The organism is Mucilaginibacter sp. UR6-1, from assembly GCF_020880975.1.
Classification (GTDB): Bacteria; Bacteroidota; Bacteroidia; order Sphingobacteriales; family Sphingobacteriaceae; genus Mucilaginibacter.
The window spans coordinates 234230-257111 of the sequence record NZ_JAJIWP010000004.1 but is presented as its reverse complement, the minus strand read 5'-3'; the positions used below and the strand labels follow the sequence as shown (position 1 = coordinate 257111).

Sequence of the window (22882 nt, the reverse complement as noted above, 5' to 3'; positions counted from 1 at the left end):
CTGATAGCTTAACCGAATAAAAGTGAGAAAACTTCTTCAATGTTACCTACGGTTTTTACATCAATGGTATATTTCGAAAAGTCGATACGCTTTTTATCGCCTGCTTTAGGCAGGTTGTATTTTGATATGAATATCTGCTCGAAACCGAGTTTTTGCGCTTCGGCAATGCGCTGCTCCACACGGTTAACTGCTCTGATCTCTCCTGACAGGCCTATCTCTCCCGCGAAACATACCTTGGTAGCGATAGGCATATCCTCGTGCGAGGAGATGATGGCCGCGGCGAGACCAAGGTCAATAGCCGGATCTTCCACACGTATGCCGCCGGTAATGTTCAGGAACACGTCCTTGGCACCTAATCTGAAGCCACAGCGCTTTTCGAGCACGGCCAGCAGCATATTCATTCGTTTGGTATCAAAGCCTGTAGCGGTACGCTGAGGCGTGCCATAAGGAGATGTGCTCACCAATGCCTGCGTTTCTATCAGCATAGGCCGCATACCCTCTAATGTAGCCGATATGGTTACGCCGCTCAGTGGTTCATCACGCTGAGATAACAATATCTCCGACGGATTTGAGACTTCACGCAAACCCTCACCCAACATTTCATAAATCCCCAACTCTGATGCGGAGCCAAAACGGTTTTTAACAGCACGTAAAATACGGTAAACATGGTGCCTGTCGCCTTCAAACTGTAAAACGGTATCAACCATGTGCTCCAATATTTTAGGGCCGGCTATCATGCCGTCTTTTGTTATATGGCCGATCAGGAAAACCGGAGTAGAAGTTTCCTTAGCAAAACGCAGCAGTTCGGCCGTACATTCACGCACTTGTGATACACTGCCTGGAGTTGATTCAATATGCGCCGAGTGCAAGGTTTGTATCGAATCAATCACCACCAGATCTGGTTCCAGTTGCTCTATTTGCTTAAATATGTTTTGGGTTGATGTTTCGGTTAGGATGTAAGCCCCCTTACCCCCTAAAGGGGGAACATTAGATGGTGATGCTGAATCAAAAGCTCCCCCTTCAGGGGGCTGGGGGGCCGCTAACCTTTCAGCCCGCATTTTTATCTGTCTGTCGCTTTCCTCGCCCGATACATAAAGCACTTTCAGGTTAGGCATATTCAATGCAAGCTGCAGCATCAGGGTTGATTTACCTATGCCTGGTTCACCGCCAATCAGTACCAGCGATCCGGCTACGATACCGCCGCCCAATACCCGGTTGAATTCCGCGTCAGGCGTTAACAGGCGATGTTCTTCGCTAAATGTTATCTCTGATACCGGCACCGGCTTATTGGCACGTTGCAAGCTGGTTGAGGTATTTGCTTTCCAGTCGGGCACCGAAGCATTGTTTTTTTCCAGTATCTCCTCGGCAAAGGTATTCCATTGCCCGCATGAGGGGCATTTACCCAACCATTTAGGTGACTCGTAGCCACAGCTCTGGCAAAAGTAAGCGATCTTGGTTTTAGCCATTTATATTTAGATGTGCAAATTACAGATATGCAAATGTGCGGATTTGTTTTGAGATAGCGAGACGAAATGCTAAAATAATTGGCAATTTGCTGTTTGCCGAAACAAAAAATGCAGATGCTTTTTCAAACATCTGCATTTTACAACCTGCATGTTCGTGCAGTTATAATTTAATTTCCTCATCCTTTGATGAGAAAAAGCGGAACTCGGTGATCTGATACGCCGGATTGCTTTTAACTTTTATCCATTGTTTGTACTTAAAGTACCATTTCATCTGGCGTGTATAGAGGCCTTTTTTAATATAGGCTTCAATGTAAGGGTGCACGCAAAGCGTAATATTTTTCTCATTCTGCTCCATCAGGATGTAATTGAAGTTGTTTTCAATATCATCCAGCAGCAAAATGGTTGGGCGTATTGCCCCTGTGCCGTGGCAGGTTGGGCATACCTCGCTGGTAACAATGTTCATTTCGGGGCGTACACGCTGGCGTGTTATCTGCACCAAACCAAACTTGCTCGGCGGCAGTATGGTATGTTTAGCCCTGTCATGCGCCATCTCTCCGCGCAGGTAATCAAACAGCTCCTTGCGGTTAAGCGGTTTGTGCATATCAATAAAATCGATCACCACAATACCACCCATATCACGCAGGCGCAGTTGCCTGGCTATTTCGCGCGCGGCCTCTTTGTTAACCTGTAAGGCGTTTTCCTCCTGGTTCTCTTTATTGGCAGTACGGTTGCCGCTGTTCACGTCAATAACGTGCAGCGCCTCGGTATGCTCAATTACCAGGTAAGCGCCTCCGGCAAGGTTCACTGTTTTTCCAAAGGCTCCCTTAATCTGTTTTTCGATGCCATAGTGCTCAAAAATCGGGTCGCGATGTTTGTGCAGGCGAACGATGCTCTCCTGGTCGGGAGATATTTCATGTATGTACGATTTTACTTCTTCGTACATACTGTTATCATTCACATAAATGCTCTGAAAATCAGCATTAAGTATATCCCTCAAAATTGTTGAGGTACGATCGATCTCGCCCAGTATTTTTTTGGACGGCTCAACCGACGGAAGTTTGGTTATCAGCGTTTCCCACTTGGCTATAAGGTCAAGCAGGTCCTTTTGCATTTCTGTTACACCCTTACCCTCAGACACTGTGCGTATAATTACGCCAAAGTGCTTAGGTTTAATGCTTTCAACAATTTTGCGTAAACGCTGGCGCTCGGTATTGCTCTTGATTTTTTTAGAGATAGATATTACCTCCGAAAAAGGAACCAGCACCACATAACGCCCGGCAATTGACAGGTCGGCACTTAACCTTGGGCCTTTTGTTGAAATTGGCTCCTTAGCTATTTGTACCGGCAGCAACTGCCCTTTTGTTAAAACCTCAGATATCTTACCACCTTTATTAATGTCAGCCTCAAGCTTTAGTTGATCTAACAGCTTAGACTGATATCCCCCGCTACGTACCTGCTTGGTTAGCTTTAACAGGCTTTGTACCTGCGGCCCCAAATCAAGGTAATGCAAAAAGGCATCCTTCTCATATCCAACATCAACAAACGCGGCATTTAGCCCGGGCATTATCTTTTTAATTTTGCCAAGGTAGATGTCGCCCACCGTGTAATTATTGGTGGTTTGTTCTTTGTGAAGTTCTACGAGTTGTTTATCCTGTAATAATGCAATGGTAGCTCCGCTGGGGGATGAATCGATAATTAATTCCTTTATCAATTGCTACTCCATTTTTAATGCGGCTAAAGTTTAACCGCGGGATTAATAAGAAGGTAAAAACAACACACAAAAACAGCCCGCACAATGGCGGGCTATAAACTGTTAAAACAGCTTATTTCTTTTTATGTCTATTTTTTCTTAAACGCTTTTTACGTTTGTGGGTGGCCATTTTGTGTCTTTTACGTTTTTTACCGCTTGGCATAATTTTAATGTTTTTAAAATGATTAATTAATTTAATTCCTTTATGTACTCATCAATGCGCTGTCCAAAGGCCGGATCAGGCATCATTGTTTTACACTTGTTGTAAGCCTCAATAGCCTCTTTTTTACGGCCAAGCTGTTTGTAGCTTTCGGCCAGATAAAAATATGGCTCAACTTCGGGCTTTTGTGCAATAACGGTTTTAAACCGTTCAACCGCTTTTTCAAACTGGCCTGATTTCATGGAGAAAACACCCAGGTTCAGGTTTGCGCTGCGGTTGGTTGGATCTTGTTTAACTACCTCAAGCAACAGGCTTATACCAGCCATAGGGCTTGGTGCGCCGCCATTTACATAAGCAATACCCAAACCGGTTTTTGCATCCAGGTTATCGGGTGCAAGCTGGCGGGCCTGCTCAAAGCTTTGTACGGCGTTGGTTAAATATGTTGGCTGAACCAGCGTATCCTGCGTAAGCTTGTAGGCATCGTTAAAATGATTGCCGGCCGCTATCCATGCGTCGGCAGTTTTTTCAGTTTCGGCAACAGCTTTATAATAAAAAGCAGCAGGCCCCGGCTGGTTTACATCATCCCATTTGGTAGCCAACTGCTTTTCAATAGCGATTTTTTCGTTGCCGCCTGCTGCTTTCAGCTTACCTTCCAAATCAGTGATCGGGGCGGCAAGTGATGCGCCGATAGTACTTTTTGCCGTTTCAGACACCTGCTCAACACTTACGTTTGATGCCGTTGTTCCCGCCTGTACACCGGGGCCGGCTACTTTAGTGTCTGAGTGGTTTGCCTCTTCAGCCTTTTGCAGGCCCTTAACAGGCTGCACATACAAATAGCCAACAATAGCGAGTACTGCTATAATTACAACTATCTGCGGCTTTTTCATGGGCTAAGTTTTTAAATTATTTGCTTGCTTTGCTGGTTTTGTTACCTGTTTTTACTTTTTCAACAAAAGTTTTTGCTGGCTTAAAGCTTGGTACAAAGTGCTCAGGAATAATAATGGCAGTATTTTTTGAAATATTACGGGCTGTTTTTTTAGCACGTTTTTTAACAACAAAACTACCGAAACCTCTTACATAAACGTTTTCACCGGCAACCATCGAGCCTTTTACTACTTTAAAAAACGCCTCAACAGTTTCCTGTACATCAACTTTCTCAATACCTGTCTTTGATGAGATTTCAGCTATGATTTCTGCCTTAGTCATATCTTATTTTACTTTAAAATTTTTTATAAATACTTAACTGTTTTGGGGTTGCAAAAGTATCGCTTTATTGGCAAACTCTAAAATAATTGATGTATTTTTTTTGTTCGTTGCAAAACCGTGATGAAAAAAGCACTTTAAGCCCCTTTCATCGCTATTTTTGATGCTATGAATTTTGCGGATGAATTACTGGGCTGGTACCTGGATAACAAGCGCGACCTGCCATGGCGCAATACTACTGATGCTTATACTATATGGCTGTCTGAAATTATTTTACAGCAAACACGTGTTGAGCAGGGTATGCCTTATTTTCACCGTTTTGCAGAGCGGTTTCCGGATGTTGGCAGCTTTGCCGCCGCTACTGAGGATGAGGTGCTGCGGCTTTGGCAGGGGCTTGGCTATTACTCGCGCGGGCGCAACATGCTTAAAACCGCGCAGCAGGTTCAAAATGAGTATAACGGTATTTTTCCTACTGATTATGCTACGCTGTTAAAACTAAAAGGCATTGGTGATTATACGGCCGCCGCTATATCATCCTTTTCGGCCAACCAGCCACATGCCGTGGTTGATGGTAACGTATACCGTGTGCTTGCGCGATATTTTGGCATTGAAGAGCCGATCAATTCAGGCAAGGCAAAAAAGATTTTCCAGGAACTTGCCGATAGTTTAATTAATAAGAAAAGCCCCGGGCTGCATAACCAGGCCATGATGGAGTTTGGTGCCATGTTGTGTAAACCAAAAAATCCGGCTTGTGGCTTATGCCCTGTTAGGCTGGGGTGTTACGCCTTTAAGCATAATGCTACCACCGTGCTGCCGGTAAAACTCAAAAAGGTTAAAAGCAAAGAGCGTTTTTTAAACTATTTTTTGATAGCCGACAATAATAAAATATTAATGAACAAAAGAGGGGATAATGATATATGGGCTAATATGTATGATCTGCCGGTGCTTGAAACCAGTGCTTTGATACCCGTTGATGACCTGCTTAACTTAAAAGAAGTACAGTATTCATTTGGGGAAAACGCCAGGGTTGAGCATGTTTATCCAACGGCAAAACATATACTTACGCATCAAAAATTATTTGTAAGGTTAATAAAATTGCAACAACATTCGGTTAAATTAGAACAAAAATGGTTTTACACAGAGGTAGAAAATTTGAAGAATTTAGCATTGCCAAAAATCATTTTTATATTTCTAAAAAATATTTTTAATTTGTAGAAGAATTTTGCGTTAATTTAAACCATGTCTGGAATAAACAAAGTAATACTAATTGGGCATTTAGGTAAAGACCCCGAAATACGTTATCTGGAAGGGGGGGTATCAGTAGTTAGTTTCCCTCTTGCCACCTCAGAAACCTTTAATAAAGACGGAAAAAAAGTTGAACAAACCGAGTGGCACAACATTGTAATGTGGCGCAGCCTTGCCGATGTAGCCGCTAAATACCTGCAAAAAGGCAAGCTTGTTTATATTGAAGGCAAATTACGTACCCGCTCGTTTGAAGATAAAGAGGGGCTGAAAAAATACACTACCGAGGTTGTGGCCGAAAACTTTACCATGCTTGGCCGCAAAAGCGATTTTGAGAACGACAACCATACCAATGGCCGCACGGTTAAAACAGACCATGCCGCCGATTACAATGCTGCTGACGAAACGGACGATCTGCCTTTCTGACCGCTGATAAACTTATAATGAAAAGGAAAAAGCCCGGCCTGTGTAGTACAGCCGGGCTTTCTTGTGCGCTTTAGGCAGGCAGTTATCTGCCGCCCGGAGGGCAATGCTCCTTTAAGTATTTGGTAAATAAGGTACGCAGGTGCAGGCTTGTACCGGCCCCTTCAGATATGGAGTGCGTACGGTTAGGGTATGACATCAGCTCAAACTGCTTGTTGTATTTTATCAGTTCATTGATCAGCAGCTCGGCATTATTATAATGCACATTATCATCACCTGTACCGTGAATGTACAGCAAGTTACCTTTTAAGTTTTTGGCATTGGTAACCGGCGATCCTTTGATGAATGGCTCGCGGCCGGCATCATCAGTTGGTACGCCCATATAGCGCTCCTGGTAAATATTATCATAAGTAAGCTGGTACCCAACCGCCGCGATGGCAATACCGGTTTTGTAAATTTCAGGGTACTGGAACATCAGGTTCAGGGTTGATGAGCCACCGCCGCTCCATCCCCAAACAGCTACACGGCTGCTATCGATGTAGCTCCATTTCAATATCTCCTTAGCCGCCAAAGCCTGATCGCGAATGTTAAGCATGCCAATGTTTTTGTAGATAGCCTTGCGCCACTCGCGGCCACGTGGCGCCGGTGCGCCGCGGTTATCCATTGATATGTATACATAACCATCGGCAGCCATATCGCCGGTGTACATGCGGTTCATGCCTGCGCCATATACATCCTTGGCGGTTTGTGAGGCAGGCTCACCATATACGTAAAACAGTACGGGGTATTTTTTTGTCGGATCAAAGTTATCCGGTTTTTTTACCCAGCCTTTAATATCAACACCCTCAGAAGTTTTTACTGTGAAAAACTCCACCGGGTTTTTGGCATCAGTTACCGGCTTAATGGCATCGCCTGTTAAGTGCTTATGATCAGGCAGGCTGATGGTTTCGCTTTGGTAACGGGTATTAGCATTCGAAAAATTGTGCATGGCCATTGTGCCGTTTGGCGATATGGTATAACCATGCGTGCCTGATTGATCGGCAGGGGTTAAACGCTCGGCCTTACCGCCATTAAGCTTAATACGGTACAGGTAAGCCTGGTTAGGGTTATCAGGCGAAGCAATGAAATATACGTAGCCCGATGGCTCATCAATAAGCGATACGCTCATTACATCGTAATTGCCTTTGGTAATAAGTTTTTGCTTGCCATCCAGGCCTACACGGTACAGGTGGTTCCAGCCATCTTTTTCGCTCGCCCATAAAAATTCTTTGCCTTTGTTAAGCCAATCCCAGCCGGTAGCTTCTTCCTTGGCATCAACCCAGGCCTTATCAGTTTCGTTATAAATTACTTTGGTAGTATTGCTTGATATTTTAGCAACATAAAGCTTGCTCTCGTTTTGCGCGCGGTTAAGTTGCTGCAGAATGATCTCATCAGGGTTGCCGGTGTACTCCATACGGGGTATGTAGTGCTGCACATTATCACCCGGAACATTAAGCCATTTGGTTTGCGCGGTGGCAATATCAACCACGCCTATTTTGCATGAGCTTGGGTCCTGCCCGGCGGTTGGGTACTCAACCGGTATAACGTATGAGTATACCATGCTGTCGGTAGTGTTTAGCATCAGGTAATTCTTGATCTTGCGGGCATCTATTTGCCAGTAGGCAATGGTTTTACCATCAGGCGACCAGCGGAAACCATCGCGGCAGCCAAACTCTTCTTCATATACCCAATCAAATGTGCCATTTATCAGGCGGTCGGTACCATCGGTAGTAAGGGCTTTAATGGTGTTGGTAGCCAAATCTTCTACATAAACATTATGGCCGCTTACATAAGCCACCTTGCTTGCATCGGGCGATAGTTTGGCAAACATAAGTGATGATGCGGGTTTGCCTTTACCCAATTGTTTCAGGCTTTTGGCGGCAACATCATACACCCAGTAGTCGCCGCGGGTATCATAACGCCAAACACGTTGGGTGTTGGTGTTGATCAGTATCTTTTTACCATCATCGGTAATGGTAAAGCGGCGTATGCTGATGGGCTTTTGTCCGGCCGGGGTTAAGTCCTGCGCGGTGGCTATCACCGTTTTTTTATTAGCATCGCGCACATCAAATTCGGCAACGCCGCCTTCAAATGTTTTGTAATACCGGTACCCGTCCTTAGCCCAGTTAGTTCCGCTGCCAAATTGTGCCTGTGCGCCCTGCCATATTGCTGATAGCATAAACGCCAATAACACAACGGGTAAGCTGTGAAATTTACTCTTCATGTACTTTTGTTTGGTCAATTAATTTAAATAGGGTAATGCCCTTCTGATTTTTGCGTTAAATTAGTGTTTTTATAAAAATCGGCTTATAACTGTAATGAAAAAAATACTTCTCTGCATATTTTCACTATTTATACTAACTACTGCCATACATGCGCAAAATGCAAACCGTACCAAATTTATAGCCGATAGTTTGCAAGCCTACGTTAGCCGGGCCCTTACCAACTGGCGTGTGCCGGGTACCGCGGTGTGTATAATAAAGGATAACCGCATTGTGCTGGTAAAGGGTTTTGGGGTGAAGGAGTTAGGCCTTAATAATAAGGTTGATGAAAATACCCGTTTTATGATAGGCAGCAATACCAAGGCGTTTACCGCTACCGCCATTGCCATGCTGGCTGCAGAGAAAAAGCTTTCGCTTAATGATAAGGTAACCAAGTACCTGCCCGATTTTAAGTTGGATAACAAGGCCGCCACCGAGCTGCTTACCGTGCGCGATCTGCTTTGCCACCGACTGGGTTTTCAAACCTTTCAGGGCGATTTTACTTTTTACAACACCAACCTTACCCGCAGCGAGGTGATGAGTAAGATGGCGCTCATAAAGGCCCCATACGGTTTTCGTACCACGTGGGGTTATACCAACTCGGCTTTTTTAACCGCCGGCGAGATCATCCCGAAGGTTACCGATCAAAACTGGGATATCTACCTTAAAGAAAAAATATTCGCCCCGCTTGGGATGAGTAATACTCTTGGCCTGAGTGTGGCTATGCCAAAGGCGTTTAACCGCTCGGCAGGGCATACTATTACCGATAACCGTTTGATAGCCATACCTTACGCCAACCTTGATAACATGGCACCTGCCGGTGCTATCAGCTCAACAGCGGTTGATATGGGCAAATGGGTAATGGCCTTGCTGAATAATGGTAAAGTAGGCAATAAACAGGTTATACCTGAAGCCGCCATTGCCGCTACCCGCCAGCCGCAGGATATTGTAGGCACATCAGAGCACCTGGACGGCACCAAAAACTTTCAGCTTTATGGATTGGGTTGGTTTTTGGAGGACTACCACAACCATCGGCTGGTGATGCATGATGGCGGGGTTAATGGCTTTGTATCATCGGTAACGCTGGTGCCTGAAGAAAACCTGGGCATTGTTATCCTTACCAATACCGATCAGAACAATTTATATGAAGCTCTGCGCTGGGAGATACTCGACGCTTACTTTAAACTGCCCTACCGCAACTACAGTGATGCTTACCTAAAAGAATACAAAAGCTATACTACGGAGCAAATCGCGGCCGACAAAAAACTGCGTGATACCGTGGCCCGTAACCCCCGGGCCGAACTATCATTAAGTTATTACGAAGGAAAGTTTACCAACCCGTTATACGGCACCGTAAATATTGAGCGCGGCGACAATAACGACCTGAATATGCGCTTTGAGCATCACCCTAAAATGTACGCGCGCCTGCAGCCATTGGGCGGCAACAGGTTTTATGTAACCTTTAGCGACCCGGTTTTGGGCAAAGCTATATTCCCCTTCACGGTGCAAAACGGCAAGGTAACCGGCTTTAAACTAAAGGTGGCCGACTTTGTGGAGATGGGCGCTTATGATTTTAAGAGGCAGTAGTTTTGGAGTTTTTTAGTCCGGAAGACGGGAAGTCCGAAAGTCCGGAAGAAATCTTTATATATAAAAATAGCCAGGCATATCGCTTGGCTATTTTTTGTTATAAAGGTATTAGAAATAATCGATCAAAAAATCTACTCAGTCTTTTCGGACTTTCGGACTTCCCGTCTTTCCGACTATTTCCCACTCATCACTTCCGGTATTGGCTGGCCGATGCAACCGCTTGGCTGCTGGATGTGCAGCAGGGAGGCTATGGTGGCCGAAATATCCGTCATGTGGGTTTCGCGTGCCAGGCTGCCATGTTTAATGCCCCAGCCCATAAATACCAGCGGGATGTGCGCGTCAAACGGTGCCCATGTTCCGTGGGTGGTACCTGTACGGCCACCCGAAAAGTAACCCGGCTTTAGCATAATCTGTATCACGCCGCTACGCTCTTTGCTGTAACCGTTTATCACACGCTCACGCAGATGGGCGGGTATATTAGCTATCGCGGCTTTGGTCATGTCAACCGCGTAAAGTATATCAGGCTGCGTTTGCAGGTATTTAATACAGTCGGCTTTGAGGTCTTCCTCGTTCAGCTTATTGTCAGCTATCACCTTGTAGTTAAAGTTAACCTGGTAGTTGCTTAGGCTAAGAATTATCTTGTCGGCCTTGTATTTGTTCTTCAGCAGCTCGTTAAGATCTTTCAGGGTAGTGGCTTCGCTCCAGTTGCCGCCCGGTATTTTATGGTCAGTCAGGAAGGTTGGGTTGTGCGCCGCGGCGTGGTCGGCAGTAAGAAAAACGGTATAATTGCCTTTACCTACCTGTCCGTCTAAAAAGGTGAAGAAGGCGGCCAGGTCTTTATCCAAACGCAGGTAAGTGTCCTCGGTTTCAACCGCGTTGGGGCCAAACTGGTGGCCAACATAATCTGTTGAGGAGAGGCTCACGGCCAAAAAGTCGGTCACTACGTTTTTGCCCAACTGCTCGTTGGTAACGGCAGCCTTGGCCATATCCAGTGTAAAGGAGTTACCGTAAGGCGTTGAGCGGATCATACCTACATTGCCCTTATAAAGCTGAGATGTTTTAATAGGGAACACCGGCGCATCAGTGCCGCTGAATTTACCTTCATATTTCGGGCTGTTATCCGGCGAGCTTTGTATGTAGGTTTCTACCGGGTATAGGGTGTTCCAATCCTGTTTGAGGTATTTTTCGGCCAGCTTTTGCCCGTTAAATGTTTTTACCCACGCAGGCAGATCATTCATATAATAGGTACTGGTTATCCAGTTACCGCTGGCATCATCAAACCAATAAGCAGCGTTAGCTGCATGTCCGGCGGGTAAAATTCCGCCCCTATCCTTGATAGCTACGCCAATAACTTTTGAGCGGAAATTGGTAGCCAGTTTCAGCTCATCGGTAATGGTGCTGGCCTGTAAATTTCGAGGCGACATTTGCCCGGCTTTTGAACTGCTGCCAACGGTATTTACGGTAGTATCTTCGGTACAGTACATTGATCTGCCTGTGGCTTGTATAATAAAATCATTACCGGCTATACCATGTATTGATGGTACCGAACCGGTATATACGCAACTGTGCCCCGGCGCAGTGAACGTTGGCAGGTAATCAACATCGGTATTTTCGCAGGTAAAACCTTCGTTAAGCATACGCTTAAAGCCACCGGTTTGGTAGCGGCTGTAAAAACGGTACAGGTAATCCCAGCGCATTTGGTCAATCACTATGCCTACCACCAGCTTTGGGCGGGCCACATCAGTACCGGCTATAGGTTGGGCAGCCGCTTTTTTTTGTGCCGATGCCGACCCCACAACAGCCGCCGCGCAGAATAACGAGAAGAGGAATTTATATTTCATTACTATTTGCTTAGTTAACAACTGCAAATATGAAAAACCCAATGTAAACTCAATATGATTTATGAGATTGTTACAAACGCTTGGTTAGGTGATACCAAAGGAATAGTTTTATATAGAATGAGCATTTGTTTATAAAAAGAAGTAACAGCTTTCATATTGAAAGCTGTTACTTCAAATGGCAAGGGGTTTATTTATCCTTTTTCCCCTTGCCGTTACTAAGTACTGCAAGAGCTTTGTAAGCCACTAACAGTGCTGCAATAACTTCAAACTTCTCCACTTGAGGAGCCTCCTTTCTTGTAACCGCAAGCATAGACGGCTCAGGAGCACTGATTCCTTTGTATTTCAAAAATATTTTGTGAAATATTGTATAAATATTTATTTACTTTTGTACAAGCAAAATCAAATCAGTTAATCCTGAGAAAAATTTGAGGTTGTTATCCGGCATGATAACAGCCTTTTTTATTTCCATCGCGGACAATACAAAGATAGCTGGCACAACATGTTGATAGGTAGCGATAGTTTTTAACATCGGCGAGTAGTTATAAACATCCTAAGCTGAAATTTCACCACCTGCTTATGTATAAAATCTGCTGCCAAGGTTGTAAAAGCTGTCGTGTCTTAAATAAATTTTGTGAGGGTCGATTTAGGTAGGGCTAAAAAAAAGCCCCCGCAGATTTGTCTGCGGAGGCTTAAATATTTTAACTCGCCAGCATTATTTAACACCCCTGAACAAGCGGCTCCAGCGTATTTTGCTGAAGAAGGATTCGTTACTATCCCAGCTCATCCAGATGAACAGCGCTTTGCCCACAATGTGATCCTCAGGTACAAAACCCCAGTATCGTGAATCGGCAGAGTCGTGGCGGTTATCACCCATCATCCAGTAGTAGTTCATTTTAAAGGTATAGCTGTCGGTTTTTTTACCGTTGATGGTTACCTCGTTGCCATTTATCTGCACCTGGTTACCTTCATAAACCTGTATAGCGCGTTTGTAAATGGGTATGGTCAGGCTATCCAGCTTAACTGTCCAGCCTTTTTTAGGGATGATGATGGGGCCATAATTATCCACGTTCCATTTGTAGTGCGAATCTTTAGGGAATACTCGTTCTTGAAATGGGTCTTCATAATAACGAGGAACAACATTTTGTGTAACTGATTTAATACCTGAATAGGTCCGTAATTTTTGCGCAGATCCAGGGGTCATAGTCAATATGCCATTATCGTTATAGTCAGAAATGTTAAGTTCCTTATATACATCGGGATTATACCCACCGCCGCTGGTTGTACTAACGGTATAATCAGTTTGTCCTTCAGGTGGATTTGGGGCCATTTTGCCATTTACATAAACTTGGGCGTTTAGCAGGGCAAGGGTATCACCCGGTTCGCCCTGGCAGCGTTTAATATAGTTCTCACGTTTATCAACCGGGCGGTACAATGGCGAGTCGGCATCCATCGGGTAGTTAAAAACTACTACGTCGCCACGCTTAACATCCTGTAAGCCGGGCAGGCGGTAGTAAGGCAGCTTAATACCATCCCAGTAAGCTTTGGTACCTAAAACCGGCATGGTATGATGCGCAAAAGGGAATGAGATCGGGGTGATAGGCATGCGCGCGCCATAATTTACCTTGCTTACAAACAAAAAGTCGCCCACCAGTAACGACCGCTCCATTGATGGAGTGGGTATGGTATAAGCCTCAATAAAAAAAGTACGTATCAACGTGGCGGCAATTACCGCGAATAATATGGCATCAAACCACTCGCGCCCGGCGCTTTTTTTCTCTTTACGGTCTTTTTTCCGCCAAAATCTCCAGTTCATTTATTATAATTTATAACTGATCAAATATCAAAGTTAAACATGTCATGCGCAGTGTAAAACCCTTTTTTATGCTGCAACCATTCAGCGGCTAATACAGCACCCAGGGCAAAACCATTACGGTTATGGGCGGTGTGCTTAAACTCAATGGTATCAACTTCCGAATCATAAATAACGGTATGGGTGCCGGGTACACTGTCAATACGGTGCGACTCGATCAGCAATTGCTCCGGTTTCAGGTTATCGTCAGCCGGTTCCGCCGGGTCTTCAGAGATCAATATATTGGCCCATTCTTTTTTGCCGTCAACGTTATCCAATATCCCCTCGGCAATGGTGATCGCCGTTCCGCTTGGCGAATCGAGCTTATGTACGTGGTGTATCTCTTCTACCTGTACATCATAGTACGGATAGTTATTCATCACTTTAGCCAGCAGTTGGTTTATCTTAAAAAACACGTTTACACCCACGCTAAAATTGGAGGCATACATTACCGAGCCATTACCTTGCAGGCAGTTTTGCTTTACTTCGGCAATATGATCGTACCAGCCGGTTGTACCTACCACAATAGGCACGCCCGCTGCAACGCAAATATCAATATTTTTTAGTACCGAGCCCGGGGTAGTAAATTCAATAGCGGCATCGGCATTTTGCAGGTTCTCGGCAGTAAGTTCGTGCAGGTTATCGTTATCTATCTTTAAAACAATCTCGTGCTTGCGGTCAATGGCGATCTTTTCAATGATCTTACCCATTTTACCATAGCCTAATAGCGCAATCTTCATTTTTTAGTTTTGTGATGTTTTTGCCGTTAAGTTAGCATTTAAAAGGCAAAGGTAACTTTTATAGCCGGAACAAATGCAGTGTTAAAATTACCGGCATACATGGGCTGCCCTATAAGCCCTGGCCTTACTTTGAATGACAGGTTATCATCCATACTGTAGGAGTGGATGAACTTGGCATCAATGTAAGCATCTATCATTTGTATGCCCCAGCCGCCCAGCATACCTAAAATAGCAAGGTCGCGGTTACGGCGGTAGCTGTTTACGGCATTTTCAACAAACGTATCGCTCGCGGTGCTGAATGCCTGGTACTCGGCATAATACTTATCGCCGGGGTTGGGCTGCTCGCCGCGGCGGCGGTACTGCGCTATTGTTAAAAATTGGTTATAATAATTTTGGTTAAATATAATAGCCGAACCGATAAGCCCAAGGCCGCCGTATATAATAGGTACTTTCCACCACTTATGGTTATACACCTGCCCCCAGCCGGGTATCATAAGCGAACGCATTACCGCCTTATGCGGACTGTGCAGCGTATCAGGCTGATTTTTAAAATTATCACGAACTGCTGACGGGGCTAACTTGGGTTTAGCAGGCTCCTTTTTTACTTTAACAGTATCGGCAGGTTTGGCTACCCCGGCAGTATCAGGTTTTTGCGCCTTAACACCCGCGGCTAAGCCGGTAAGCAATAAAAGGATAAACAGCGTTTTATACATTATCAGTCAAATCTATAAATACTACGGCATTATCTGAAAAAGAAAATGTACCGCAGCTATCTATCAACATTAAAAAAAGCTAATTATTACAGCTATAATAAAATTATCATTTAGCGGCAGAATATTTAACCGATTGCTTACGCAGCAGGCTGATCACCACATAAGCGCCCACCATGGCCGGTATAAACAGCAGGAATGAGCGTTGCAGTAGTGTAAATATCGGGATGGCTGTTTTGGGTACTATTTTGCCGAACAGTACCGATATACCCACCTCTGCAAAACCACTTCCGCCCGGGCTTGGTGCAAAGTAGATCATGAACTGAATGAGGATCTGTATAGAGATAACCTGTACTAAACTGGTGTGAATACCCAACCCCAGCAAGATGACGTATTGCAGGCAGTATTTGTTAAGATAAAGCAAAGTAGTAATGAGTATACTTAATGGGAATAACCACGGGTTTTGCTTGATGATAACACTACAGGTTTGCTGATAGCGTGCTATGTTAGCGCCGGATCTTTCGGCCCATTTGTAAAGATTTTCCTTCTTTTTCGAAAATATTTTGGAGAGCAGTACGGCAATCTGTTTAATGGCGGCTCCTATCCATGTAGGTTTCCAAAACGCTAATAAAAAAGCAACTAAAAATAGCAGGAAGAAGATAAAGCCATATTGCAGCATGGCGGGCACAATACCGCTCACGTAGCTGGTATCCATCAGCATAATGGCTATAAAACCCGCGGCAGGCATAAATATTAAGGTAGCGCCCATGTTGATAAGGCTTACCGCAAAAGCATCAATAAAAGTAACCCCGTTGCTGGTGTACACGTAAATTTGCGCGGGCCCGGCACCACCATGCGCCGGTGTTACCGCCCCCATGAACATATTGGCCACATTGGCCCTGAAACTTACCCATTGCGACACGCCTGGTGCCAGTTTTTGTATGTAGATATGGTTACGCCAGCCGCCCAGCATCAGGTCAATAAACAGCATGAGCAGGCATATAACAATGTATTTGCCGGATATATGCGAGAGCGCTTTCACCGTATCGCCCGTGTTGTTATAAAAAAATATACCCGCTATGGTGATGATGGTAATGAGCGCGAACCATAGCGATCCCTTGATGATCAGTTTTTTATTAAAAATCGATTCTTTTTCAGTCTGCTTATCTTCTTCCGTAGCGGCGGGTGTGGTGGGGTTATTTTGCATGGTTTAAAACAAGGGTTCGCCTTCGGATGATTGTGGTGTGATGCCTTTCCATTTCAAAATAGTATTGAAAAGGTCGGCGGTGCGGGCCGGATGTGTAGCCCAGTTTTTTTGGTTATAAATAAGCGGCACATGCATGTGCAGCCTGTGCAGCGAGCCATGTGAGCCCACGTGTTCGGGGTACTCCCAAAAGTCGCGCAGGTCATGCCCCAGGCTGGCGCTTAAAACAATATCGCCCGCCCTCCGGCTCTGAAACAGTTGATGGATCTGGAACAACGCGTCCGGATATTCACCCTCAAAGGTTGCCTCCAAAGCAGCTCGATGCCCGGTTACCGTAACATCGCCACCAAGTTTAAGGGTGTCGGCTGTTTCAGGGCGATAGCTGTAGGTGTCGCCTTCCTTTTTTATTAGTGCACGGCCGGTTTGGTTGTGTACGTAATATGTATTTTCAGCTTCGCCACGATAAGTGGAGAAATCGATAGCATTTTCGTTCAATAGTTTATCAAAGCGCTCCTTCCCCATCAGTTCAAATATCTGCTTTTCACGCAATACATGGTCGCCTGCATGGTTAAGCAAATGTACAGCGCCAAAGGAGTTACCCGATATCATAACCGCTGATTTTGGGTTGCTTTTCCAGATCACCGGGTAATAAACGGATTTTAGTCCGTTATTGGTAAACCAGTCGCCTACATCCAGGTGGGTGTGGGTTGGGGTAAGGCCATGGTCGGATGTCATGATAAACAGCGTATCATCCCATTTACCTTGTTTCTCAAGCAGGGCCCTTGCTTCGCCCAGGCTGTTGTCAACTATTTTATAGGCCTCGATGGTGCGTTCGTCACGTACATGGTGATAGTGCGAATCCCAATCCACACTTGGAAAAACAGCGAACAAAAAATCAAAGTCTTTACCGGATTGCAGCATCTCCATTACACGCTGATGGCCCTGATGGTCTACCGGGTGGTGGCGCTTCCAGAAGTGGGCGCGCGTATACAGCAAGCCCTTCCCTTTTTTACCCAGATCGTACTCGTCCTTAACATTACGGGTTATCATGTTGTACAGGTTGTACGATTCGCCCATCAGCTCAAACAGGGTAGGCTTATCCGCAGGCATATCCGTATTAAAAAAGGCAGCCTCAGGCCCGCAGTACGATCGCATGGCCATTTTGTTCCATCGGGTACGCTTAAACTCCTGTTTATCAAACCAGCGTATACCCGTAATACCCATAGTGCCCGGAAAGTGCCCCGTTAAAAACGGAAGATAAGCAGGCCCTGTAGTTGACGGAAAGCAGCTTGTAGCCTTGCGGTACGTGCCCTCATCAATTATACGTTTAATATTGGGTAAGGTGCCATTGGCAATAAGCTCAGGCATTATTTCGCTGTGGGCCCCGTCAACCAGGTAAAATAATACCCGTTTTTTATTTGTCATAAATATTTAAGTAAAACTTAAACGACAAAAAAAGGCTGATGTTGCCATCAACCTTTGCTTTATAATCTAACTTGATTTTGTTTTAATGCAATGTGTTTAAGCGCGCTTAAATATATGCAATTTATAATTTTAAATTAACAGCGACTACCAATCCAGCATTTCTAAAATGCGGTTCAGGTCATCCTCGGAAAGGAAAGGTATTTCAATACTGCCCTTACCCTGTGTGTTCATTTTCAGCTTTACACGTGTACTGAATTTTGAGGCCAGTTCGTCCTGTATTTTTTGTACCTGAAAGCTTAACGGCTCGGGCTGCTTGCCCTCTTTTTTAACGGTGTTGCGCTGCGCCTCGCGTACCATTTCCTCGGTTTTGCGTACGGACAGATCCTGGCTGATGATCTGCTGGTGAAAATACAATTGCTTTACCGGATCGTTAACGCTGATCAGGGCTTTGGCATGCCCCATAGTGATATCCCCGTCACGTAACGATACCTGTATGGCTGGCGGCAGTTTTAATAAACGGAGGTAGTTGGTAACTGTTGAGCGGTTTTTGCTTACACGGTCGCCCAGTTCTTCCTGTTTCAGGTCCAGCTCATCCAGCATACGCTGAAAGCTTAACGCCACCTCAATAGCGTTCAGGTTTTCACGCTGAATGTTCTCGATGAGTGCCATTTCCAGCATTTGCTGGTCGTTAGCAGTGCGTACATAGGCCGGTATAGTAACCAACCCCGCCATTTTTGAGGCCCGCAAACGGCGCTCGCCTGATATAAGCTGGTAATGGTTATGCCCTGCCTGGCGCACGGTAATGGGCTGAATAAGCCCCTGTAGTTTTATCGAATCAGCTAACTCGGCCAGAGCTTCGCTGTCAAACTCGGTACGTGGCTGATAAGGGTTTACCTCTATCAGCTCAATTTTTATCTCGTTAACCGAACCCAGGCCACCTGCTTCTGACGGTTGGGTTGGCCGGGCATTATTGGTTTTATTGTTCGGAAGTACATCAACGGAGTCATCATTCAGTAGCGCACTTAATCCTCTGCCCAGGGCCTTTCTTTTTTCTGCACTCATGTATTATATGATCTCTGTAGTTTCCTGTAGTTTACTTTTTACCAAACCATTTTTGCTCACAATTTCGCGGGCAAGGTTAAGGTAGTTTATCGCGCCCTTGCAGTTGGCATCGTGCATAATTACCGATACCCCAAAGCTTGGTGCCTCGCTAAGGCGGGTATTGCGCTGAATAATGGTATCAAAAACCATATCCTCAAAATGCGTGCGTACCTCCTCAACCACCTGGTTTGAGAGGCGCAGCCTAACATCATACATGGTAAGTAAAATGCCTTCAATATCCAGTGTGGTATTCAGGCGCGACTGAACGATCTTAATAGTATTCAGTAATTTGCCTAAACCCTCGAGGGCGAAATATTCGCATTGTACGGGTACAATTACCGAATCGGCAGCGGTAAGCGCGTTAATGGTTATCAGGCCTAATGATGGCGAGCAATCAATAATGATAAAGTCATATTCATCGCGCACGCTGTCAAGTACCTGCTTCATTTTATACTCACGGCCGGCAAGGTTTATCATCTCTATTTCTGCACCAACCAGATCAATATGCGCGGGCAACAGATCGAGGTTAGGGGTTTCCGTTTTCTGGATGGCCTCATGCGGGTCTATCTGGTTAATGATGCACTCGTATATGCTGGCTTTTATATTACGCGGGTCAAAGCCAATGCCCGACGTAGAGTTGGCCTGCGGATCGGCATCAACCAGCAGGGTTTTATATTCAAGTACGGCTAAACTTGCGGCCAGGTTTATGGATGAGGTGGTTTTGCCCACGCCACCTTTTTGGTTGGCCAAAGCTATTATTTTACTCATGCTTTATTTTTTCCTTTACAATCAAGACTTATAATAACGAAGAATAGCTACATAAATTCTACCTTCGTGAACGGTTTTTTACCGGATGCTAAGATAAGTAATAAAACTCATCATAAATCCACAGTAAATGCCAACTTACAAACAAAATTTAACATATTAATGCCTTAAACGCGTTGGTATAACCGTTAAGCCATCAGTTGTTTATCGCATTTTAAAACAAGCATCATCAACGTGATCACCATTATATCATCAACAAACCGCGAGGGTAGCGCCACATTAAAACTGGCCGCGTATTATAAAAAAAGATTAACCGAAAAAGGGCAGCAGGCCCGGGTATTTTCATTGGAAGAGTTGCCGCCAAACCTTATAGTTACTGATTTGTATGGCAAGCGCAGCGAAGCTTTTAAACCCATACAGGAAATGATAACCGGTACCCAGAAATTCATCTTTATTATACCGGAGTATAACGGCAGTTTCCCGGGGATATTAAAGGTATTTATTGATGCCTGCGCCTGGCCCGATAGTTTTTATGAAAAGAAGGCCGCGCTGGTGGGTGTATCATCAGGCAAGTACGGCAACATACGCGGGGTTGACCACTTTACGGGCGTTTGTAACTACATGCACCTGCACGTATTACCGCTAAAATTGCATATCCCCCTAATAAGCAAAGAGTTTGATGCCGACGGTAACCTGTTTAATGATGACACGATAAAATATACCGAAGAGCAGTTGGATAAGTTTGTGAAGTATTGAGCTTCACCCCTCCTAAATCCTCCCCGGTGGGGAGGACTTTGAATAAAGTGCTTCTACGCAATCTCGTGTAGTGTTGATCGCTTTGTCATGCTGAGCTTGTCGAAGCATTCGCCGCTTGGTTAGTACATCGCTCGCCCTTCGACAGGCTCAGGGTGACATGGCCTGCGCTTCTCTTTTTCTATAAAATCTTGTCATTTCGAACGAGGTACGAGGAGAAATCTATCGCTTTGCTATGAACGCAGACAGATTTCTCGCTATCGCTCGAAATGACATCCTGTTTTAATCAATAATCAACGCATCAAAAATCCATACTAATCAGCGTCAATGACTAATTACACCAGGTCAAACCCGATATCTTTCCTGAAATAAACGCCATCGTAATAGATGCGGCTGGCATCGGCAGTAGCTTGCTGCAAGGCATCGAACAGGTTATCCTGCAAAGTGGTTATTGCCAGCACACGGCCGCCTGCGGTGCGTACATCCTCGCCAACGGTGGTAGTACCTGCGTGGAAAACAATAGAATCGCGAATGTTCTCGATGCCGGTAATGGTTTTATCTTTCAGGTACTCACCCGGGTAGCCGCCCGCTACGCATACTATGGTAGCCGCTACTTTGTTTGATATGGTAAACTGTTTGTCGATCAGGGTACCTTCGGCAACACCTTCCAGCAGGTCAACCAGGTCGCTTTCTATACGTGGCAATACGCTTTCGGTTTCAGGGTCGCCCATGCGGCAGTTGTATTCAATTACGTAAGGGTCGCCGCCGCAATTCATCAGGCCTATAAAAATAAAGCCTTTATAAGGTATGTTATCTTGTTTTAAACCTTCAACCGTTGGGATGATAACGCGTTCTTCAACCTTTTTCAAAAATTCCTCATCTGCAAAAGGCACCGGCGAAACTGAACCCATGCCCCCGGTGTTTAGCCCGGTATCGCCCTCGCCAATGCGTTTATAATCCTTGGCTGATGGAAGCACTTTGTAACTATTGCCATCAGTAAGTACAAATACTGATAGTTCAATGCCCTGCAAAAACTGTTCGATAACCACTTTTGAGCTTGCCGCGCCAAATTTGGCGTTGGTGAGCATTTCGGCAAGTTCAAGCTGTGCTTCCTCAAGGGTAAGGCATATTAAAACACCCTTGCCTGCGGCAAGTCCGTCGGCCTTTAATACTACGGGTAAGCCTAAAGTTGGCAGGTATTCAAATCCTTCCTGCAAAGTTTCTCGGGTAAATGTGCGCGATGCCGCTGTAGGCACGTTGTGGCGCTCCATAAACTGTTTTGAAAAATCCTTACTGCCTTCCAACTGCGCGCCCTCGGCCTGCGGGCCAATCACCGGGATGTGTTTGATCTCGTCATCGGCCAAAAAGAAATCGTGCACGCCTTTTACCAGCGGCTCCTCGGGGCCAACCAACACCATGTTAATGTTGTTTGCCAGCACAAATTGTTTAATGGCGGCAAAATCTGTAACCTTAATATCAACGTTGGTGCCATACTGCCCTGTACCGGCATTGCCGGGAGCAATAAACAATGATTCGCATTTTGGGCTTTGCGACAATTTCCAGGCGAAGGCGCTTTCCCTTCCGCCCGAACCGAGGATCAGGATGTTCATGCCCGCAAAGATACTATTTTGGCTTAGAGATAAGTTATATACTGAAAGCAGATTGACCGGCTGTACAAATTGGCGGTAATATTGGCCTTTTATCTGTTATTTATACTATATATAAGGTATATACCGCTATCTTTATAACTAACTATGGAACGCAAACCTCATAAGTTTGAAAAACTGCCGGTATATCAAAAAGCCCAGGAACTGTTTGATCTGATAGATGTTATTGCCGAAGCCCTGAAAGAGGACGACATGAAAGAACACCTGGCCGCGCAGATGCTGAGCAACGCCGCCATTATACAAGCCAAAATAGCCGGTGCCGAAGGCGGTGGTTTATATTCATTACGGATGCAAAATGCCGTGCTGATCAAGCTGGCCGTGCAGGATATGTTCAACGCCGTATCATTCGCCTCGATGGTTAATATTAACGAGGAGGATTATGTACAATTAATGCGCGATAAGGTAGAGGAGTTCAGGCTTGTTTTTGTGGATTGGATACGCGGCTTTGATAAAAGTTATGACATACCCGACAACTGGGCCATCCGCTTTGACACCAGCACCCCCGAGCAGGAAAAACTGGAAGAACTGATGTTTGACGAAGAAAAGTTTTTTGAAGGGTTTGACGATGAGGGATTTGATGATGATGAAGACTTTGGCGATGAGGATAATGATGACAAGCCCGATGAACGTAATTAATACCTGATATTATCATCTTTTTAAGCTTTAATGTCAATAAGCCCGGTTAATCTAAAAAAT

21 protein-coding genes are annotated in these 22882 nt (G+C 45.1%); 5 read left to right on the top strand and 16 right to left on the bottom strand.

The features are described from left to right. Nucleotides 1–8 precede the first annotated feature (8 nt). From radA to LJ707_RS16495, 4 genes are all read right to left on the bottom strand, one after another. Nucleotides 9–1466, bottom strand: a complete 1458-nt coding sequence (gene radA / locus LJ707_RS16515; protein ID WP_228953037.1) for a DNA repair protein RadA — start codon at nt 1464–1466, stop codon at nt 9–11. 160 nt (nt 1467–1626) lie between these two features. Continuing rightward, complete coding sequence (locus LJ707_RS16510) at nt 1627–3177, bottom strand: Rne/Rng family ribonuclease (protein WP_228953035.1); 1551 nt, start codon at nt 3175–3177, stop codon at nt 1627–1629. 228 nt (nt 3178–3405) lie between these two features. Then, nucleotides 3406–4263 (bottom strand): M48 family metallopeptidase, encoded by an 858-nt coding sequence (locus LJ707_RS16500; RefSeq protein ID WP_228953033.1) that lies wholly within the window; start codon nt 4261–4263, stop codon nt 3406–3408. Between the two features lie 16 nt (nt 4264–4279). Further along, nucleotides 4280–4582 (bottom strand): HU family DNA-binding protein, encoded by a 303-nt coding sequence (locus LJ707_RS16495; protein WP_194101927.1) that lies wholly within the window; start codon nt 4580–4582, stop codon nt 4280–4282. A 165-nt stretch (nt 4583–4747) separates the two neighbouring features. Between LJ707_RS16495 and mutY the strand changes: the two genes are divergently transcribed. Further along, nucleotides 4748–5794 (top strand): A/G-specific adenine glycosylase, encoded by a 1047-nt coding sequence (gene mutY / locus LJ707_RS16490; RefSeq protein WP_228953031.1) that lies wholly within the window; start codon nt 4748–4750, stop codon nt 5792–5794. A 24-nt stretch (nt 5795–5818) separates the two neighbouring features. Then, nucleotides 5819–6247 carry a single-stranded DNA-binding protein gene (locus tag LJ707_RS16485; protein ID WP_228953029.1) on the top strand — a complete coding sequence of 143 codons (429 nt, stop codon included), beginning with the start codon at nt 5819–5821 and terminating at the stop codon, nt 6245–6247. Between the two features lie 82 nt (nt 6248–6329). Here LJ707_RS16485 and LJ707_RS16480 read toward each other — a convergent pair whose 3' ends face one another. Continuing rightward, a complete protein-coding gene (locus LJ707_RS16480; RefSeq protein ID WP_228953027.1) occupies nt 6330–8507 on the bottom strand; it encodes a S9 family peptidase in 2178 nt (725 codons plus the stop codon). Nucleotides 8508–8601: 94 nt separating this feature from the next. Between LJ707_RS16480 and LJ707_RS16475 the strand changes: the two genes are divergently transcribed. Then, nucleotides 8602–10131, top strand: coding sequence for a serine hydrolase (locus LJ707_RS16475; RefSeq protein WP_228953025.1), 1530 nt, complete (start codon nt 8602–8604; stop codon nt 10129–10131). Between the two features lie 173 nt (nt 10132–10304). On the opposite strand, the gene pafA is transcribed toward LJ707_RS16475, so the two are convergent. From pafA to LJ707_RS16425, 10 genes are all read right to left on the bottom strand, one after another. Further along, nucleotides 10305–11972, bottom strand: coding sequence for an alkaline phosphatase PafA (pafA, locus tag LJ707_RS16470; protein ID WP_228953023.1), 1668 nt, complete (start codon nt 11970–11972; stop codon nt 10305–10307). A 187-nt stretch (nt 11973–12159) separates the two neighbouring features. Further along, nucleotides 12160–12318: a hypothetical protein gene (locus LJ707_RS16465; RefSeq protein WP_228953022.1), complete on the bottom strand. Its 159-nt coding sequence runs from the start codon at nt 12316–12318 to the stop codon at nt 12160–12162. Nucleotides 12319–12351: 33 nt separating this feature from the next. Next, nucleotides 12352–12501 (bottom strand): hypothetical protein, encoded by a 150-nt coding sequence (locus LJ707_RS16460; RefSeq protein WP_228953021.1) that lies wholly within the window; start codon nt 12499–12501, stop codon nt 12352–12354. Between the two features lie 183 nt (nt 12502–12684). Further along, nucleotides 12685–13785: a signal peptidase I gene (lepB, locus tag LJ707_RS16455; protein ID WP_228953020.1), complete on the bottom strand. Its 1101-nt coding sequence runs from the start codon at nt 13783–13785 to the stop codon at nt 12685–12687. 20 nt (nt 13786–13805) lie between these two features. Further along, nucleotides 13806–14561 carry a 4-hydroxy-tetrahydrodipicolinate reductase gene (dapB, locus tag LJ707_RS16450; RefSeq protein WP_228953019.1) on the bottom strand — a complete coding sequence of 252 codons (756 nt, stop codon included), beginning with the start codon at nt 14559–14561 and terminating at the stop codon, nt 13806–13808. Between the two features lie 38 nt (nt 14562–14599). Next, entirely contained in the window at nt 14600–15274 is a 675-nt protein-coding gene (locus LJ707_RS16445; RefSeq protein ID WP_228953018.1) for a DUF5683 domain-containing protein, read from the bottom strand. Nucleotides 15275–15380: 106 nt separating this feature from the next. Then, nucleotides 15381–16478, bottom strand: coding sequence for a lysylphosphatidylglycerol synthase transmembrane domain-containing protein (locus tag LJ707_RS16440; protein ID WP_228953016.1), 1098 nt, complete (start codon nt 16476–16478; stop codon nt 15381–15383). Between the two features lie 3 nt (nt 16479–16481). Next, the gene (locus LJ707_RS16435) at nt 16482–17900 is read right to left on the bottom strand and encodes an alkaline phosphatase family protein (protein WP_228953014.1); all 1419 of its coding nucleotides are present in this window, start codon (nt 17898–17900) and stop codon (nt 16482–16484) included. 144 nt (nt 17901–18044) lie between these two features. Next, nucleotides 18045–18962, bottom strand: coding sequence for a ParB/RepB/Spo0J family partition protein (locus LJ707_RS16430; RefSeq protein WP_228953011.1), 918 nt, complete (start codon nt 18960–18962; stop codon nt 18045–18047). A gap of 3 nt (nt 18963–18965) precedes the next feature. Then, nucleotides 18966–19769, bottom strand: a complete 804-nt coding sequence (locus tag LJ707_RS16425; protein WP_228953009.1) for a ParA family protein — start codon at nt 19767–19769, stop codon at nt 18966–18968. A 231-nt stretch (nt 19770–20000) separates the two neighbouring features. Here LJ707_RS16425 and LJ707_RS16420 point away from each other — a divergent pair, with 231 nt between their 5' ends. Then, complete coding sequence (locus LJ707_RS16420; protein ID WP_228953007.1) at nt 20001–20522, top strand: NADPH-dependent FMN reductase; 522 nt, start codon at nt 20001–20003, stop codon at nt 20520–20522. Between the two features lie 332 nt (nt 20523–20854). Here the strand turns inward: LJ707_RS16420 and purD are convergent, their stop codons facing one another. Continuing rightward, nucleotides 20855–22129, bottom strand: a complete 1275-nt coding sequence (gene purD, locus LJ707_RS16415; RefSeq protein ID WP_228953005.1) for a phosphoribosylamine--glycine ligase — start codon at nt 22127–22129, stop codon at nt 20855–20857. A gap of 144 nt (nt 22130–22273) precedes the next feature. Here purD and LJ707_RS16410 point away from each other — a divergent pair, with 144 nt between their 5' ends. Continuing rightward, the gene (locus LJ707_RS16410) at nt 22274–22822 is read left to right on the top strand and encodes a hypothetical protein (protein WP_228953003.1); all 549 of its coding nucleotides are present in this window, start codon (nt 22274–22276) and stop codon (nt 22820–22822) included. The last annotated feature ends 60 nt before the right edge of the window (nt 22823–22882 follow it).